Annotated in this window: 13 protein-coding genes; 10 read left to right on the top strand and 3 right to left on the bottom strand. The window is 66.4% G+C overall.

What is annotated here, in order from left to right; genetic code table 11:
• Nucleotides 1-597, top strand: coding sequence for a phosphoribosylanthranilate isomerase (locus ACFWNN_RS38810; RefSeq protein WP_382444963.1), 597 nt, complete (start codon nt 1-3; stop codon nt 595-597).
• A gap of 31 nt (nt 598-628) precedes the next feature.
• On the opposite strand, the gene ACFWNN_RS38805 is transcribed toward ACFWNN_RS38810, so the two are convergent.
• Entirely contained in the window at nt 629-991 is a 363-nt protein-coding gene (locus tag ACFWNN_RS38805; RefSeq protein WP_382444962.1) for a DUF4406 domain-containing protein, read from the bottom strand.
• 49 nt (nt 992-1040) lie between these two features.
• Between ACFWNN_RS38805 and ACFWNN_RS38800 the strand changes: the two genes are divergently transcribed.
• Nucleotides 1041-1781 (top strand): DeoR/GlpR family DNA-binding transcription regulator, encoded by a 741-nt coding sequence (locus ACFWNN_RS38800; protein ID WP_382444961.1) that lies wholly within the window; start codon nt 1041-1043, stop codon nt 1779-1781.
• On the opposite strand, the gene ACFWNN_RS38795 is transcribed toward ACFWNN_RS38800, so the two are convergent.
• Nucleotides 1771-2910, bottom strand: a complete 1140-nt coding sequence (locus ACFWNN_RS38795; protein ID WP_382444960.1) for a HEAT repeat domain-containing protein — start codon at nt 2908-2910, stop codon at nt 1771-1773. The two genes, ACFWNN_RS38800 and ACFWNN_RS38795, sit on opposite strands and share 11 nt — an antisense overlap.
• 49 nt (nt 2911-2959) lie before the next feature.
• Here ACFWNN_RS38795 and ACFWNN_RS38790 point away from each other — a divergent pair, with 49 nt between their 5' ends.
• Both ACFWNN_RS38790 and ACFWNN_RS38785 read left to right on the top strand, forming a co-directional pair.
• Nucleotides 2960-4309 (top strand): cytochrome P450, encoded by a 1350-nt coding sequence (locus ACFWNN_RS38790; protein ID WP_382444959.1) that lies wholly within the window; start codon nt 2960-2962, stop codon nt 4307-4309.
• Between the two features lie 201 nt (nt 4310-4510).
• Nucleotides 4511-6973, top strand: coding sequence for a PaeR7I family type II restriction endonuclease (locus tag ACFWNN_RS38785; RefSeq protein ID WP_382444958.1), 2463 nt, complete (start codon nt 4511-4513; stop codon nt 6971-6973).
• Here the strand turns inward: ACFWNN_RS38785 and ACFWNN_RS38780 are convergent.
• Entirely contained in the window at nt 6915-8594 is a 1680-nt protein-coding gene (locus ACFWNN_RS38780; protein WP_382444957.1) for an Eco57I restriction-modification methylase domain-containing protein, read from the bottom strand. The genes ACFWNN_RS38785 and ACFWNN_RS38780 overlap by 59 nt on opposite strands.
• Before the next feature lie 433 nt (nt 8595-9027).
• Between ACFWNN_RS38780 and ACFWNN_RS38775 the strand changes: the two genes are divergently transcribed.
• The 6 genes from ACFWNN_RS38775 (at nt 9028) to ACFWNN_RS38750 (ending at nt 15157) form a co-directional block, all read left to right on the top strand.
• Nucleotides 9028-9906 (top strand): PaeR7I family type II restriction endonuclease, encoded by an 879-nt coding sequence (locus ACFWNN_RS38775; protein WP_382444956.1) that lies wholly within the window; start codon nt 9028-9030, stop codon nt 9904-9906.
• 36 nt (nt 9907-9942) lie between these two features.
• On the top strand, nt 9943-10497 hold the full coding sequence (locus ACFWNN_RS38770) for a TetR/AcrR family transcriptional regulator (protein WP_382444955.1): 555 nt from the start codon (nt 9943-9945) through the stop codon (nt 10495-10497).
• 32 nt (nt 10498-10529) lie between these two features.
• The gene (locus ACFWNN_RS38765) at nt 10530-11666 is read left to right on the top strand and encodes an aromatic ring-hydroxylating dioxygenase subunit alpha (RefSeq protein WP_382444954.1); all 1137 of its coding nucleotides are present in this window, start codon (nt 10530-10532) and stop codon (nt 11664-11666) included.
• Between the two features lie 143 nt (nt 11667-11809).
• Entirely contained in the window at nt 11810-13528 is a 1719-nt protein-coding gene (locus ACFWNN_RS38760; protein WP_382444953.1) for a S8 family serine peptidase, read from the top strand.
• Nucleotides 13529-13596: 68 nt separating this feature from the next.
• Nucleotides 13597-14238 carry a hypothetical protein gene (locus ACFWNN_RS38755; protein ID WP_382444952.1) on the top strand — a complete coding sequence of 214 codons (642 nt, stop codon included), beginning with the start codon at nt 13597-13599 and terminating at the stop codon, nt 14236-14238.
• A 16-nt stretch (nt 14239-14254) separates the two neighbouring features.
• The gene (locus ACFWNN_RS38750) at nt 14255-15157 is read left to right on the top strand and encodes a LysR family transcriptional regulator (RefSeq protein ID WP_382444951.1); all 903 of its coding nucleotides are present in this window, start codon (nt 14255-14257) and stop codon (nt 15155-15157) included.
• The last annotated feature ends 43 nt before the right edge of the window (nt 15158-15200 follow it).

The raw sequence follows: 15200 nt of genomic DNA, 5'->3' as shown, positions 1-15200 counted from the left end.
GTGTTCGTGAAGCTTTGTGGTCTGCGCACCGAGTCCGATGTCGCCGTCGCCGTGGAGGCCGGGGCGGACGCCGTCGGTTTCGTGCTGACGAGCAGCCCTCGCCGGATCGAGGTCGACCTGGCCGCCCGACTCGTGGCTCAGGTGCCCGCCGGCGTTCTCACCGTCGCCGTGGTGCGGGGCGTCACGGCGGCCGAGGGTGGCGAGTTGGCGCTGAAGACGGGCGTGCGCGCGTTGCAACTGCACGGCGACTACCCGCGCGAAGCCTTCGACGAGCTGGCCGGGATGCCGTTCGGGTTGGTGCGGGCGACGGCGCTCGGGCCCGCGACGGACGTGCGGACCGGGGCGTTCGGGGAGTCCTGGCTGCTGATCGACTCGCCCGTCGCCGGATCGGGTGAGCAGTGGGACATCACGCGTCTCGCCGAGAACCCGCCCACCGGGGAGTGGCTGCTCGCGGGCGGGTTGTCGCCGGAGACGGTGGCCGGGGCGATCAGTGTCGCCCGGCCGTGGGGTGTGGACGTGTCGAGCGGCATCGAGTCGAGCCGCGGGGTGAAGGACCACGGGCGGATGCGCGCGTTCGTCGCCGCCGCCCGCGAATAGTCCGTCCCCCAACGGTTGCAGGGGACTCCGGCTAGGCCGCGACGTAACCGGGGACGTCCTCGACCCGCTCGTAGACCGGCAGGCCGCGCTCGCGGGCGATCCGCACGTCCTCGTCCGCGCCGGTCGACTCCCCCGGCAGCCGCAGCACCGCCTCGCAGTGGCGCAGCAGGCGTTCGGCGGTCGGGTACATGATCTCCGCCGCGACCGGGTCGGTCACCGAGGTGCCGCCGGCGCCGCGCAGCACGGGCAACGCCACCCACTCGCCGATCATCGGCACGTGCCCGCTGCGGAAGAGCGGCCACGCCGCCTCCTCCAGCGCGGCCAGGTTGCGCGCCATCAGTTCGGGGTCGTCCCCGGTGCCGGAGCGGTAGGGCCCTGCGATCAGAATCAGCATGCGTCCGACCATAATGTGCAAGACTCGGCAAAAACAAGGAGAAACGTGCATGCTGGCCGCCCAACGCCGTGATCTGCTGCTCGAACGACTCCGCACCGACGGCCGGATCGTCGCCAAGGACCTCGCCGCCGAAGTGGGCATTTCCGAGGACACGATCCGTCGTGACCTGCGTGATCTCGCAGCAGCAGGCCTGTGCCAACGCGTCTATGGCGGCGCACTGCCCGTGTCCCCCGCTATCGCCGACTACGCAACGCGTCAAACCGTGCAGGTCGATGGCAAGCAACGGGTCGCACGCGCGGCGGCAGCGTTGGTCGAACCGGGCAGCACCGTGATCCTCGACGGCGGCACGACGACCCTCGCGGTCGTGCGCGCGCTACCGCTGGACCTGCGCGCAACGGTCGTCACGCACAGTCCGACGATCGCGAGTGCGTTGGAGGAACACGACCACGTGGACGTCTACGTGATCGGCGGACGCCTCTTCAAGCACTCGATGGTCGCGTGTGGTGCCGCAGCCGTGGAGGCCGCACGGGGCGTGCACGCCGACCTCTTCTTCCTCGGCGTCACGGGCGTGCACCCCGAAGCAGGCCTCACGACCGGCGACGCCGACGAGGCCGCGATGAAACGCGCGCTCGCCCATCAGGCAGCGGACACCTACGTCCTCGCCAGCTCCGAGAAGATCGGCACGGCGTCGAGGTTCACCGTGCTGCCGTTCAGCGAGGTCGCCGGCGTCGTCACCGACGCCGACAACGACGTCGTGCGCGCGTTGGAAGTCCCGGTGATCAGCTGCTGATCCGCAGGAAACCCTTGGGAGACCCGTACTTCACGCCGCACTGCGTCAACGCCAGGACGCCGTGGCTCTCGACGTCACCCTCGAAGTAGCGCGGGTTCACCGACAACGCCTCGGCCACGTCGGTCGCGTAGATGTCCTCGAGGTCGTCGTTCTCGTCGCTCAGATCGTGCGGCAGGCACCAGCCCTCCTCGACCTCGTGCGACCCGATCTGCTCGTCCTCCTTGAAGGCGTCGTAGTAGCGCAGGACCTCGCCGCCCTCGGCGATGCACCACGACGTCCAGCCGTCGCCGCAGCTCTCGCCGTAGTAGTGCGCCTCGCCGAACACGGCGCTCAGCACCGCGCAGATCTCCGTCACCGGGCGGGTGCCGTGCTCGAACGGCTCACCGAACACCAGCGTCCAGCCGTCCCACGCGCCCGTGACGTAGACGCGCGCGCAACGGACGTGTTCCTCGTCCTTCGACCACGCGTGGTGGTCGTTGTTCCACGCGTCGGCGCCCAGCACCTTGGTCACCGGCACCGGGTCGACCAGGCCGCACACGCCGAGCACGGCCGCCTGGTCGTCGGTCTTGATCGCGTACCAGCCGCCGCAGAGGTGCATCTCGTCGGTGCTGGTCATGTCGTACTCCAGCATGTACCGGATGAACCGGTCGACGAGGCGGCGGTCCTCCGGCGTGAACGCGTCGGGTCCGGCGACCTCGGCGATGCCGATCAAAGCGCCGCGCCGCAACGCCCCGCGCGCCGTGCGGCGGGTCTCCTGGAGCAACGGCAACACGTCCGGCCCCATCGTGCCGAACGCCCACAGCGCTTCCCGCCGCACGTAGAAGTCCTCGTCGGCGAGCAGCGGCAGCAGGTCGTCCGCGAGCCGGAACGCCTCCTCGCCGCGGAGCTGGCTCGCCGCCGCGCGCCGGATGCCGTGGTGATCGTGCTTCAACAACCCTGGGTACAGCTCGTCGGCGTTCACCAGCGAGAACACCCGGTAGCCCTGCCGGATGACCGCGCTGTCGTCCGACGTGGTGATCAGGTCCACCAGCTCGCCGAACGTCGTGATCCCCTGCTCGCGCACGAAGTCCTCGATCTCGGACTTCCAGCGGTCTGAGCTCAAGCGGTCGATCAGCGCCCGGATCTCCATGGCGCGGCAGGGTACCCGTTGGTCCGAAGTGGACTCTTCCTTCGCCCGGATGGCCGAGACCTTGACTCGCGGCGGCGTACCGGCCAGGCTGCGAACCGTGACGAGCCTGGCTGAGGAGCACGTCAAACCGGCGGTGCGCTGGAGCATCGGCCACGCCCTGCCGCGCGCGATCCTGCGCCTCGCGGCCCGCCGCGGCGATCTCCAGGGCCGCATCACGGTCGAGGCCACCACCGGCGCCGACCTGACCGGCCTGTTCGACGAGATCCGCGGCCGCGGCCCGCTGGCGGCGACCAAGGTCGGGTTCACCACCACGCGGCACGAGATCGTGAAGGCGGTCCTGTCCGACGACGCGTTCGTGACGGCCCGGCCGCGCTTCGGTGCCGGCATCCTCGGCAAGCTCGCCGCGTGGTCCGCCACGGAGGTCATGCACCCGGTCCAACCGCCGTCGCTGCTGGCCGTCGAACCGCCCGCGCACACCCGCTACCGCAAGCTGGTCACCCGCGTCTTCACCGCCCGCGCCGTCGAACAGCTGCGCGTCCGCACCCAGGAGATCGCCGACGATCTGCTCGACGGCCTCGACCCGGCCAACCCGGTCGACCTCATCGAGACGTACTGCGGCCTGCTGCCCGTCACGGTGATCAGCGAGATCCTCGGCGTGCCCCCGCAGGAACGGTCGACCGTCCTCGCCCTGGGCGCGGCGGCGGCCCCGAGCCTCGACCTCGGCCTGTCGTGGCGGGTGTTCCGCGACGTCGAGTCGACGCTCAGCTCGTTCGACGCCTGGCTCTCCCGCCACCTCGACGCCCTGCGCGCGAACCCCGGCGACAACCTGCTGAGCCGCCTGATCACCGCCCGCGAGGACGGCGTGGGCCTCACCGAACGCGAGCTGAAGGCGACCGCCGGACTCGTGCTGGCGGCGGGCTTCGAGACGACCGTCAACCTGCTCGGCAACGGGATCTCGTTGCTCACCAGGCATCCCGAGCAGCTCGCGGCGCTGCGGGCCGACCCGGGGCTGTGGGGCAACGCCGTGGACGAGACGCTGCGGCACGACCCGCCCGTGCTGCTGACCGGACGCATGTGCGCGAAGGACACGACGGTCGCCGGGGTGCAGGTGCGGCGCGGCCAGCTCGTCACCACGGTGCTCGCCGGGGCGAACCGCGACCCGTCCGTCTTCGAGCACCCCGAGCGGTTCGACGTGAGCCGCCCGAACGCGCGCGACCACGTGTCGTTCGGCGCCGGCCGGCACTACTGCCTGGGGGCGCAGCTCGCGCGGATGGAGGGCGAGATCGGGCTGCGGACGATCTTCGAACGGTTCCCGGACCTCGCGCCGCTGCCCGGTGCGCGCCGCCGCCCGACCCGCATCCTGCGCGGCTTCGAACGCCTGCCGACGAGTCTCAACTGAGCATGTTGTGGTTCGCCGTCGAGGTCGACCAAGATGGCGATCGCTCAACGGTTGAGCGATGACCTGACTGTGGGGCCGCATCGCAGCTCCGGTCGATCCTCCTGGCAACAACCTCCACACAGAAGGTTGAGAGCACACGGCACTTCGCACTCATAGGCGTGCCAGTGACAGATCGGCGTGGCTGCTCCTTAAGCTGTTCGCGTGACACTCGGAGCAGCTCCTGACCAGAACTACGGCGAAGTCTTCACCCGTCGCTGGGTGGTCGAGGTACTGCTCGACCTGACCGAGTACACGTCCGACCGCGATCTCGGCGCTCGGCGCCTGGTAGAGCCGTCGTGCGGCTCTGGCGCCTTCCTCGGTCCTGTCGTCAGTCGCCTCCTTACCAGCGCGAAGTCCCACAACCGCGACTTCGCATCTCTCGGTGGCGCCATCCGCGCGTACGACCTCCAACCCGAGCACGTCGAGGCTTCGCGAGAACTGTGCAGGAACCTCCTGACCGCCGCGGGAGCCCACACCTCGGAGGCAAAGAACCTTGTCGAGGAGTGGATCTCTCATTCCGATTTCCTGCTCGCAGAATCGGACGGCACAGAAGCGAACGTCGTCGTCGGGAACCCTCCCTACATTCGCTACGACGACCTGCCTGACCAGCTCGCGGCGCAGTACCGCAGTACCTGGCCGACCATGCGCGGTCGAGGGGACATCTACGTCGGCTTCTTCGAGCGATCACTCCGCATGCTGTCGCCGGAAGGCAAAGTCGGCTTCATCTGCGCCGACCGATGGATGCGAAACCAGTACGGGGCCGATCTCCGCAAGCTGGTCGCCAAGGACTACGGCGTTGAACACATCTGGGTCATGCACGACGTCGACGCGTTCGAACGACAGGTGTCCGCATACCCAGCGATAACCGTACTTGGCAGGCACGAACAAGGGTCGGTTGTCGTCGCGGACACGACCAGCGAGTTCTGCGAGACCAGCGCGTTCGCACTGGCCAAAGCATCGCAAGACACCAACCTCAACGAGTTCGCAGACCTCGGCGTGAAGGCTCATCGACTACCTCACTGGTTCGGCGGCGACGAACTCTGGCCAACCGGTTCACCAGCCCGACTGGCTCTCATCGAACATCTGAACGACCACTTTCAGCCTCTGCACGATCCGCGCACCGGAACCAAGGTCTCCATCGGGATCGCCACGGGAGCCGACAAGGCGTACGTGATCAAAGATCCCTCGCTCGTCGAGCCGGAGCGCGTACTCCCACTCGCGATGCGCCGTGATCTGATGAGCGGCACGTTCGAGTGGCAGGGCAATTACCTGGTCAATCCCTGGAATGCCGACGGGTCACTCGTCTCTCTCGCCGATTACCCGCGAATGGGCGCACACCTCGCTCGCCAACCCGGAATTCGCCATCGATTCGTCGCGCAGAAAGATCCCGCGTCCTGGTACCGCACGATCGACAAAGTGCAGTCCAGCCTGATCAACAAGAAGAAGCTGCTGCTTCAGGACATGAAGACGACGATCCATCCCGTCCTGGAGCAAGGCGGACACTACCCCCACCACAACCTGTACTACGTCATCTCCGACTCCTGGGACATGGAGGTGCTCGGCGGCATACTTCTGTCCCGGATCGCACAAGCCTTCATCGAGGCTTATTGCGTCCGGATGCGAGGCGGCACACTGCGCTTTCAAGCGCAGTATCTCAAACTCATCCGCGTACCGAACTCAGACAAGATAGACGCAGGCACGCAAGAGGCGTTGCGCACTGCGTTCCGAACTCGCGACGTGGAGGCAGCCACTCGAGCTGCAGCCAAAGCCTACGGCATAGCGCTCAAGGATTACGAACTGATGACCGTCGACACCGACGACACGACAGAGCCCAGCAAAACTGCACACAAATTCGACGCGGCAATCGAATCCTTCTGGAAAGAGCGCGAACGCCAAGCCAAAGAGCAGAAAGACAAGGGAAAAAAGGACACCGGAACCCGCGGAACCACCACCGGAGGCCAACATCTCAACGCACTTCAAGAGTTGGTGGCAAGTCAGTTCGCAGACCTCAGCCTGTCTGGCGCAACGGTCCTATACAAGGGAAAGAACACTCTCCCCGGCTACTTCAGGAAAGCAAAGAACTGGGACATCGTTGTCACCTGGAATGACATTCTGGTTGCAGCGATCGAGTGCAAGTCTCAGGTTGGCTCAGTTGGCAACAACTTCAACAATCGCGCCGAAGAGATGCTCGGAAACGCTGTCGACCTCAGATACGCCTTCGAGGAAGATCTCCTCGGCCCGATCGAGCCGTGGATCGGCTACATCTTCGTCTTTGAACACGAAGAGGACAAGGTCGATCCAAAGAAGCGCAAATCAACAACGAAGCGGCCCCACGCGCTAGAAACCGCTTTCGACAATCTCTCGACCCACACGGAGCAATACCGCCTGATGTTCCAAAGGCTGGTGGACAAGAAAATCTACGACGCCATGTGTCTCATCACAACTCGAAGAGGCGAAGGCGTGCACTCTGAGCCCGTACAGGAGATGTCCACAGAGCACTTCGCCGCAGCCGTCGAGGACAGGATCACGAAGATCAAGGACTACGTCCGCGCAAATCCGGCAGGATTCAAGCAGGCTGACACTCCCCTGTCTCTCTTCGCACTTCAACAAGATCCTCAGGATTGAGGTCGTACGCGAGCAGTGCAGCACGCGTGGCCGCCCGCCGATCCCTCTGCCGAAAGGCGTCCCGGAGGGCGCCACTGACCGATTCAGTAAGTCTGTCCCAGGCGGGTACGCGAATCTTCTTGAGATACTGCGCCTGAAAGCGGAGCGTCCCGCCTCGCATGCGCACCGAGTACGCCTCAACAAAGGCCTGAACCACATCAGACATCAAGAGGCCACCCAGCACGCACAGGTCCCAGTGTCCGGAAACGATGTAGTACAGGTTGTGATGTGGATAGCATTCCTGATTCTCCAAAACCGGACAGAGAGAGGACTGCAGGTCTCGAATCAAGAGTTTCTCACGCGACAACAATTCGTGATTGACCTTGTCGATCGTACGATACCAACCTTGCGGATGAGCCTTGGCCGTGTGGCGAGCGACCAACCGCGAGCGATGCCTCTCAAGATATGACGCCAAGCCCGGATACTTCGCGAGGTCGACCAGCTCACCGTTTCGATCCCACGGATTCACCAGGTAATTCTCACCCCACTCGAAGACGCCGGTACGGATGTCACGTCCAGCCGAAAGCCGGAGCAGCCGGTCTGCCTCGACGCCGACCAGTGTGGGATCTCCGGCACCGCGTACGTAGACCTCGTCGGCGCCCGTCGTGACGCCAATTCCGACTCGTGTCCCTGTCACAGCACACTGCAGCGGATCGAAGTTCTCGTTGAGATGCTTGATCAACGACATGCGCGCAGGGCCACCCGCCGGCCACATCTCGCTCCCGGAGAACCAACGCTGAAGGCGGTACGCCTGGTAGCCGGCGCCCTTCTTCCCAACACCAGAACTACACAACGTCCAGTTCACCAGCTCCCGCGCTGCGGCTTCCGCGAATTCACTCGTCGTGTCCGCAACGACCACCGCTCCTTGAGCGTGGCGACCGATCACTGTGATGGCGGGATAAGCAGCCACTGGGGTCTCGAAGGCGTCGACGTCGTGAAGACTCCACAGGACTTCGACTCCGTACTCATGGCCAACTAGTTTCCTCAGATTCGCACCGTACTGGTTGCGCATCCAGCGATCAGCACAAATGAAAGCCAAGCGCCCGCCAGGCTTGAGCGATCGCAGGGCACGTTCGTAGAAACCCACATAAATGTCCGCCTTGCCCGACATGGTCGTCCAGCGCGAACGATACTGCGCGCGAACCGTCTCATCGATGTTCTCGAAGCGCACATACGGCGGGTTTGCCAGCACGAAGTCGATGTCAGGCTCAACCTCATGCTGCATGAGGTCCGAGGTAGCGCGCGCCGACAGCAAGTAATCGGCCTGACACACCCACTGCGCCGCAAGAGTTTCCGCAGTCACCACATCAACCCGAAAACGCAGCAAAGCTGCAACTACGGCGTCGCGGCACTTGACGACATTGGACATCTGGACGTCCGAGGCACAAATGGCGTTGGCCAACCGGTCGTCGATGACCCCCGCGTGGGCCAGCGTGCTCTTGATGAGCCGGTCCACCACCGGAACAAGCATTGCCCCCACCCCGCAGGCCGGCTCCACCAACCGGAATTCGGCCAGGTCGCGATCTGCGGTGTAGCCGACGAGATCAAGCATCACCTCAGCAACCCAGCGACGGGTGAACACTTCTCCACGTTCAGCTCGCACAGACAACGACCCCAGACCCACGCCCAGCTCTCCTTCTCGCAGCGTTCAGAATGCAGCCCACGGCCGCCAGACACACAGCAAAGCACGAACCACCGACACGTCTCGCGGCCCCATTTAGCCATGAAAGAACTTTCACATTTCAAATACAGCAGATTTCTCATCGCCTATGACAAGAAACAGGGTCCATAGCAGCCTGCCGAATTAACGCCGATTTCACAAGCTCACCCCACGGCACACGCTCCCAGACGAGGCGAGAGCATCACGAGTTCACCCGGACGTGGCCGCTAGCCGCAGTCAGCTTGCAGCGACTTGTGCAACCGATGACGTTCCGTCGTCAAACTCATGCGCGCGGCGCGCGAGTGCGCGTACTGTTCTTCGGCAATCGATCATGTAAGGCAAACCGTGGGGAAACATGACGCCCGAACAGGACGCGGAGGTCAGCACCGCCCTGCTGGCCTACTGGACCGCACGTGACGAAGCGCGCCTCGCACAGGAAGGACGAGGCTCGAAGGACGTCGGAGGACGCGCGGACGTGACCAAGGGCGGACACCTCGACCGCATCGCCCAACTCTTGGGCAGGACATGCATCGAAGCCGGCGCTCCTGTCCACGAGGTGTACTACAAGGCTCCCAAGGACGACCCGAACCGCCGCGCGAACATCTCGAACATGTTGACGCTGCCGGGGTACTTCCGCCCCACCAAGAACTGGGACTTGGTCGTCTACCACGACCGCGAACCGGTGATCGCGATCGAGCTGAAGAGCCAGAACGGCCCCTCGTACGGCAACAACGCGAACAACCGCGCCGAGGAGGCAATCGGCAACGCGGTCGACCTCTCCAAGGCGTGCAAAGCAGGCCTGCTCCGCCGGCCGTGGACCGGATACGTGTTCGTCATCGAGGACGACGAGATGTCGCGGAGGACCGAGTCAGGACGAGGCAAGATCGGCACCCAACGCCCAGACCCCATCTTCACGGGATGGTCATACGTTCGCCGTGTGGAACTTCTGTGCAATCGTCTCGTCGAGGCGAAGCACTACGACAGCGCCTGGGCCGTAGCGACGAGCAGGCCGGCGTGCCCCGCAGGACCCGACGCTGATCTCGAAAAGCAGCGCGAGAAATGCGCTCAGTTCGCAGTGAACAAGAAGGTGATTCCCGAACCTCACGAGCACAACTTCGCCTGGAACGAACCGGCTTCCGAAGTCGGCTACGTCCAGTTCATCGATGCCCTTGCCGCCGAGGTCAAGAAATACGACTGGTCACGACCCGCGGGTGAGCAACGCCCGCACAGGTGAGCCACGCCGTCCGGCCGGTCTCACTACGATCGGCGGGTGAGCACAGACTCGGCCGGACGGATCCTCGACGCCGTCCTCACCCTGTTGTCCCGGCACGGCATCGGCGGCGTCAGCATGCGGGCCGTGGCACGGGAGGCGGGCGTCGCGCTGGGCCTCGTCAACTACCACTTCACCGACAAGACCGGCCTGATCGGCGCCGCCCTGCGCCGCATCGAGGAGCAGGACATCGCGCTGGTGGAACCCGATCCGGACCTGCCGGCGGGCGAACGGCTGCGGATCGCGCTGCGCCGGGTCGCCGATCCCGAGTTCCTGACGACCGAGTACCTGTCGCTGCGGCTGCAGCTGTGGTCGCTCGCGCAGGCCGCCGAGGAGTTCGAGCGGATCAACACCGAGGCGCAGGGCCGTTACCGCGCCGGGCTCGCGAAGCTGATCCGCGCGGCACGGCCGGACCTGTCCCGGTACGAGTGCGCGAAACGGGCGGCGGACATCGACGTGATCCAGAACGGCATGTGGCTCACCGCGTTGCTCGGGCTCGACCGCGCCTCGCTGCGCCGGGCCGTGAAGCTGTGCGAGGACATCGCCCTCTCTTGAACGAACGTTCAAACAGTTCTACCTTGGTGTGCATGAAGGTCACGGCTGAGGACGTTCATCGCATCGCCACCGGCTACCACCCCGATCCCGCGCGCTCGATGTCGTTGCGCGCCGAGGCCTACGTCGACCCGGCGTGGTCGGCCTTCGAGGACCGCGCCGTGTTCTCCCGGACGTGGCAATGGATCTGCCACGTCGAGCAGTTCGCCGAGCCCGGCAGCTACACGGCGTCCACCGTGGCCGGTATGCCGATCGTGGTGGTGCGTGACCGTTCCGGCGAACTGCGCGCGTTCTACAACGTGTGCAAGCACCGCGCGCACGAACTGCTGACAGGTTCTGGCGTCACCCGCAACATCGTGTGCCCGTACCACGCGTGGACGTACGACCTGAGCGGCGGTTTGAAGGCGGCCCGCCGGGCCGACCGCATGGAGACGTTCGACAAGTCGTCGGTGTGCCTCGACCAGGTGCAGGTGGAGGAGTTCGGCGGGTTCGTCTACGTCAACCTCGACCCCACCGCGAAGAAGCTGGCCGAACAGGCGCCGGACCTGGCCGCGGAGATCGAGTTCTGGGCCCCGGACGTCGCCGGTCTCACCCACGCCAAGCGGCTCAGCTACACGATCGGCTCCAACTGGAAGAACGTCGTCGACAACTTCCTGGAGTGCTACCACTGCCACATCGCGCACCCGGAGTTCGTCGACCTCGTCGACATGGGCACGTACGACGTGAAGACGCACGGCATCTGGTCGAGCCACTTCGCCGAGGCGGGCAAGCAGGCCAACAGCGCGTACGACGTCTCCGGCGCGACGGTCAACCAGCACGCCGTGTGGTGGTTGTGGCCCAACACGTGCCTGCTGCGGTACCCCGGCCGGGCGAACTTCATGGTGCTCCAGATCCTCCCGGACGGCCCGGAACGCACCCGCGAGACCTGGGACTTCTACTTCGAGACGACCGATCTGACCGCTGCCGAACTCGACGGCGTCCGGTACATCGACGAGGTGTTGCAGCAGCAGGACATCGCCATCGTGGAGAGCGTCCAACGGGGCATGCGCACGCCCGCGTTCGACCAGGGCCGGATCGTCTACGACCCGGCGGGCACGGGCCTGTCCGAACACGGCGTGCACCACTTCCACGGTCTGCTGCTCGCCGCCTATCGGAACGCGGTACACGCCTGACGTGCGACGTTCGTCGTGAGCCGAACGGGGCATTTCTGAAATCGCGCGTCCCGATTCCGCGCTGACCTCCTCTAATGACTCTGACGGGCCCCTGCACCCGCGCGACGTGCGCGGGCATCGCCCGCTGAGAGCTGGAGGAATCCGTGTTCCAGGGTTCACGATCACGCCTGCGCACCGCGGTCATCGCCGCGGTCGTGGGCGCCGGCGCACTGGCGGCGGCCACCCCTGCCGCCGCCGCGCCCGCCGCCGCGGGCAACCGCTCCTACCTGGTCATCACGGCGCCCGGTGCCACCGCCGGCGCCGCGTCGGCCGTGAGCGGCAACGGTGGTGTCGTGTGGTCGAGCTACGACGCGATCGGCGTCATCGTCGCGCACTCGACGGCCACCGACTTCGCCACGAAGATGCGGACCGTCTCGGGTGTGCAGAAGGTCGGCGCCACGCGCACGACCGACGTGCCCGCCGAGGCCGCGACCCAGCCGATCCCCACGAGCCCTGCGCAGGCGGCCCAGCCGAGCACCGAGCCGGTGCGGTCGGACATGACGCAGATCGGCGCCGACAAGGCGTGGGCGGTCACCCTGGGCTCGCCCAGCGTCAAGGTCGGCGTGCTCGACACGGGCGTCGACGACCTGCACCCCGACCTCGCCCCGAACTTCGACGCCGCCAACTCCGCGTCGTGCGCCTACGGCAAGCTCGACACGCGCGCGGGTTCGTGGCGGGACACGGACACGCACGGCACGCACGTCGCCGGCACGATCGCGGCCGCCAAGAACGGCAAGGGCGCGATCGGCGTCGCGCCGGGCGTGAAGATCGCCTCGGTGCGCATCGCGGAGAAGCCGAGCGGGCTGTTCTTCGCCGAGAACACGATCTGCGCCATGGTCTTCTCCGGTGACCGCGGCTTCGACGTGACCAACAACAGCTACTACACCGACCCGTGGCTGTTCAACTGCCCGAGCAACGCCGACCAGGACGCAATCCTCGAAGGCGTGAAGCGCGCGGTGGCCTACGCCGAGGGCAAGGGCGTGCTCAACGTCGCCGCGGCGGGCAACGAGAACTACAACCTCGCCAACAAGACCACGGACTCGACGAGCCCCAACGACTCGACGCCCGCCCAGCGCAACGTCACCAACGCGTGCCTGAGCGTCCCGACCGAGGTTCCCGGCGTCGTCAGCGTCGCGTCGATCGCCTCGAACAACGGCAAGTCGTCGTTCTCGAACTACGGCACCGACAAGATCCACATCGCGGCGCCCGGCGACGCCGTCTACTCGACCGTCCCCGGCGGCAAGTACGGCTCCAAGTCCGGCACGTCGATGGCCTCCCCGCACGTCGCGGGCGTCGCCGCGCTGCTCAAGTCCACGCACCCGACGGCCACCCCGGCGCAGCTCAAGACGTTCCTCGCCACCCAGGCCGACGACCTGGGCTGCACCGACAGCCGCTGCTCCGGCACCACGGCGAAGAACAACTTCTTCGGTGAGGGCCGCGTGGACGCGTTCGCCGCGGTCGAGGGCACGCAGCCTCCCGGCCGCACCTTCGAGAACACCGCCGACGTGAACATCCCGGACACCAACACGGCCGTGACCAGCTCCATCACGGTCTCGGGCATCACCGGCAACGCCCCGGCGACGCTCAAGGTCGACGTCAACATCGTGCACACCTACCGCGGTGACCTGGTCGTCGACCTGATCGCCCCGGACGGCTCGGTGTACTCGCTGCAGAAGTCCAGCAACGACTCGGCCGACAACATCATCACGACCTACACCGTCAACGCCTCCAGCGAGGTCGCGAACGGCACCTGGAAGCTCCAGGTCAAGGACGTGGCGGCGCAGGACACCGGGTACATCAACTCCTGGAAGCTGACCTTCTAGGACGGCATTCGGAGGAACCTCGGCGGCCGCGGCTAACCAACGGCACCACCTGCAGCGATAGCAGTGACGTGGAACCGGATCTGTGGTCGGCGGCCGCCGCGGCCCTCGACGAGCACGAACACGCCCAGGTGATGGCACGGCTGGCGGGCACGATCGTCGGCCCCGGCCAGACCTCGCGCCTGGCCCGCGGCGAACGCGACGTCGTGTTCCTGCTGCCCGACCGGCTGGTGCTCGTGCGGCCCGACCCGTTCTGGACGGGTTCGTACGACCGCAAGCAGATCGTGCGCATCATGCTCGCCGCCGGGCACGTCCAGTTCGACGTGACCGGCGGCGACAGCCTGGAGTTCTGGATCGACACCGAGCTGTCGCCCGCCGAGCCGTTCATCGAGCAGGCCGAGAACTGGCTGGCGCCGCGCAAGAGCTCCGCGAGCGGCGCGGTCATCGGGTTCGGGCTCGCGATCATCATCGCGTTCCTGTTCGTCCTCGGGCCGGTGGACCTGATCCCGTCCGACGGCAGGCTCACCGTGAAGTCCAGCTGCGGCGACTTCCTGCGCGCGGGCGGCGACGAGCAGATCGAACTGCTCCGGCGCCTGTTCGGGCAGGTCGGGAGGCCAGACGAGGCGACCAAGCCGATGACGCTCGACGCGTCGAAACGGCACTGCGGCGAGAACAGCGGCGCGACCTTGGACTCACTCGTCACCGGCAAGTAGGACCTACAGTGCGGGTGTGTTCGACACCCGCCAGCTCGAGGTCTTCGCGACGGTCGCGCGGACCGGGTCGTTCAGCGCCGCCGCCCGGTTGCTGCACTGCACCCAGCCCGCCGTCAGCCAGCAGATGCGCGCGCTCGAACGGCAGGTCGGCGGGCCGCTGTTCGTGCGCACCGGCCGCGGCCTGCACCTGACCGAGGCCGGTCGCATCCTCGCCGAACGCGGATCGGACCTGCTCGACCAGCTCGCGACGACGCACCAGCAGGTCAGCGCGATAGCGACGCACGACATCGGCACGATCCGGATCTGCGCGTTCCCCAGCGCCAACGTGTCGCTGGTGCCGGCGGCCGCGGCGATACTGGCCGAGGAACGGCCTCAGCTGCGGCTCGAGCTGGTCGAGGAGGAGCCGCCGGACTCGTTCGCGCTGCTCCGGCGCGGTGAGGTCGACCTGGTGCTGAGCTTCAGCTACCTCGACGAACCGCAGGACGAGGCGACCGTGACCGGCATGCTGGCCGTGCCGTTGCTGCGGGAGCCGCTCGCGTTGCTCGTGCCGGCCGGGCATCGGCTCGCCGGGCGGGAACGGGTGTCGCTGACCGAGGCGGCGGAGGAACGCTGGATCGCCGGTTGCGTGCGCTGCCAACGGGCGCTGCACCAGGCGTGCGACAAGGCGGGGTTCGTGCCGGACATCACCTGCTCGACCGACGACAACCTGGCCATCCAGAGCCTCGTCACCGCAGGTCTGGGCGTTGCGCTGGTGCCCAGGCTGCTGTTGTCGTTCCTGCAGCACCCCGGGCTGACGACGGTCGAGGTGGAGTCGGCGGCGCACCGGCTCACGTCGCTCTACACCTGGCCGGACCTGATCAAGCTGCCGATCATGCGGGCGACGGTGGACGCGTTGATCACTGCGGCCGGCCGGGCATAAGCGCGGCTTATGGGGCCCCAAGAGATGGCCCTCTACTGCTGTT

The sequence above is a fragment of the Lentzea sp. NPDC058450 genome (assembly GCF_042721395.1).
In the GTDB taxonomy this organism is placed as follows: Bacteria; Actinomycetota; Actinomycetes; order Mycobacteriales; family Pseudonocardiaceae; genus Lentzea.
This window is presented reverse-complemented; position numbering and strand designations above follow the sequence as displayed.

Coding starts and splice junctions, on each gene's coding strand:
- ACFWNN_RS38765 (WP_382444954.1), top strand. CDS start 10,530: ATGAAGGTCACGGCTGAGGACGTTCATCGCATCGCCACCGGCTACCAC.
- ACFWNN_RS38790 (WP_382444959.1), top strand. CDS start 2,960: ATGGCCGAGACCTTGACTCGCGGCGGCGTACCGGCCAGGCTGCGAACC.
- ACFWNN_RS38795 (WP_382444960.1), bottom strand. CDS start 2,910: ATGGAGATCCGGGCGCTGATCGACCGCTTGAGCTCAGACCGCTGGAAG.
- ACFWNN_RS38775 (WP_382444956.1), top strand. CDS start 9,028: ATGACGCCCGAACAGGACGCGGAGGTCAGCACCGCCCTGCTGGCCTAC.
- ACFWNN_RS38805 (WP_382444962.1), bottom strand. CDS start 991: ATGCTGATTCTGATCGCAGGGCCCTACCGCTCCGGCACCGGGGACGAC.
- ACFWNN_RS38800 (WP_382444961.1), top strand. CDS start 1,041: ATGCTGGCCGCCCAACGCCGTGATCTGCTGCTCGAACGACTCCGCACC.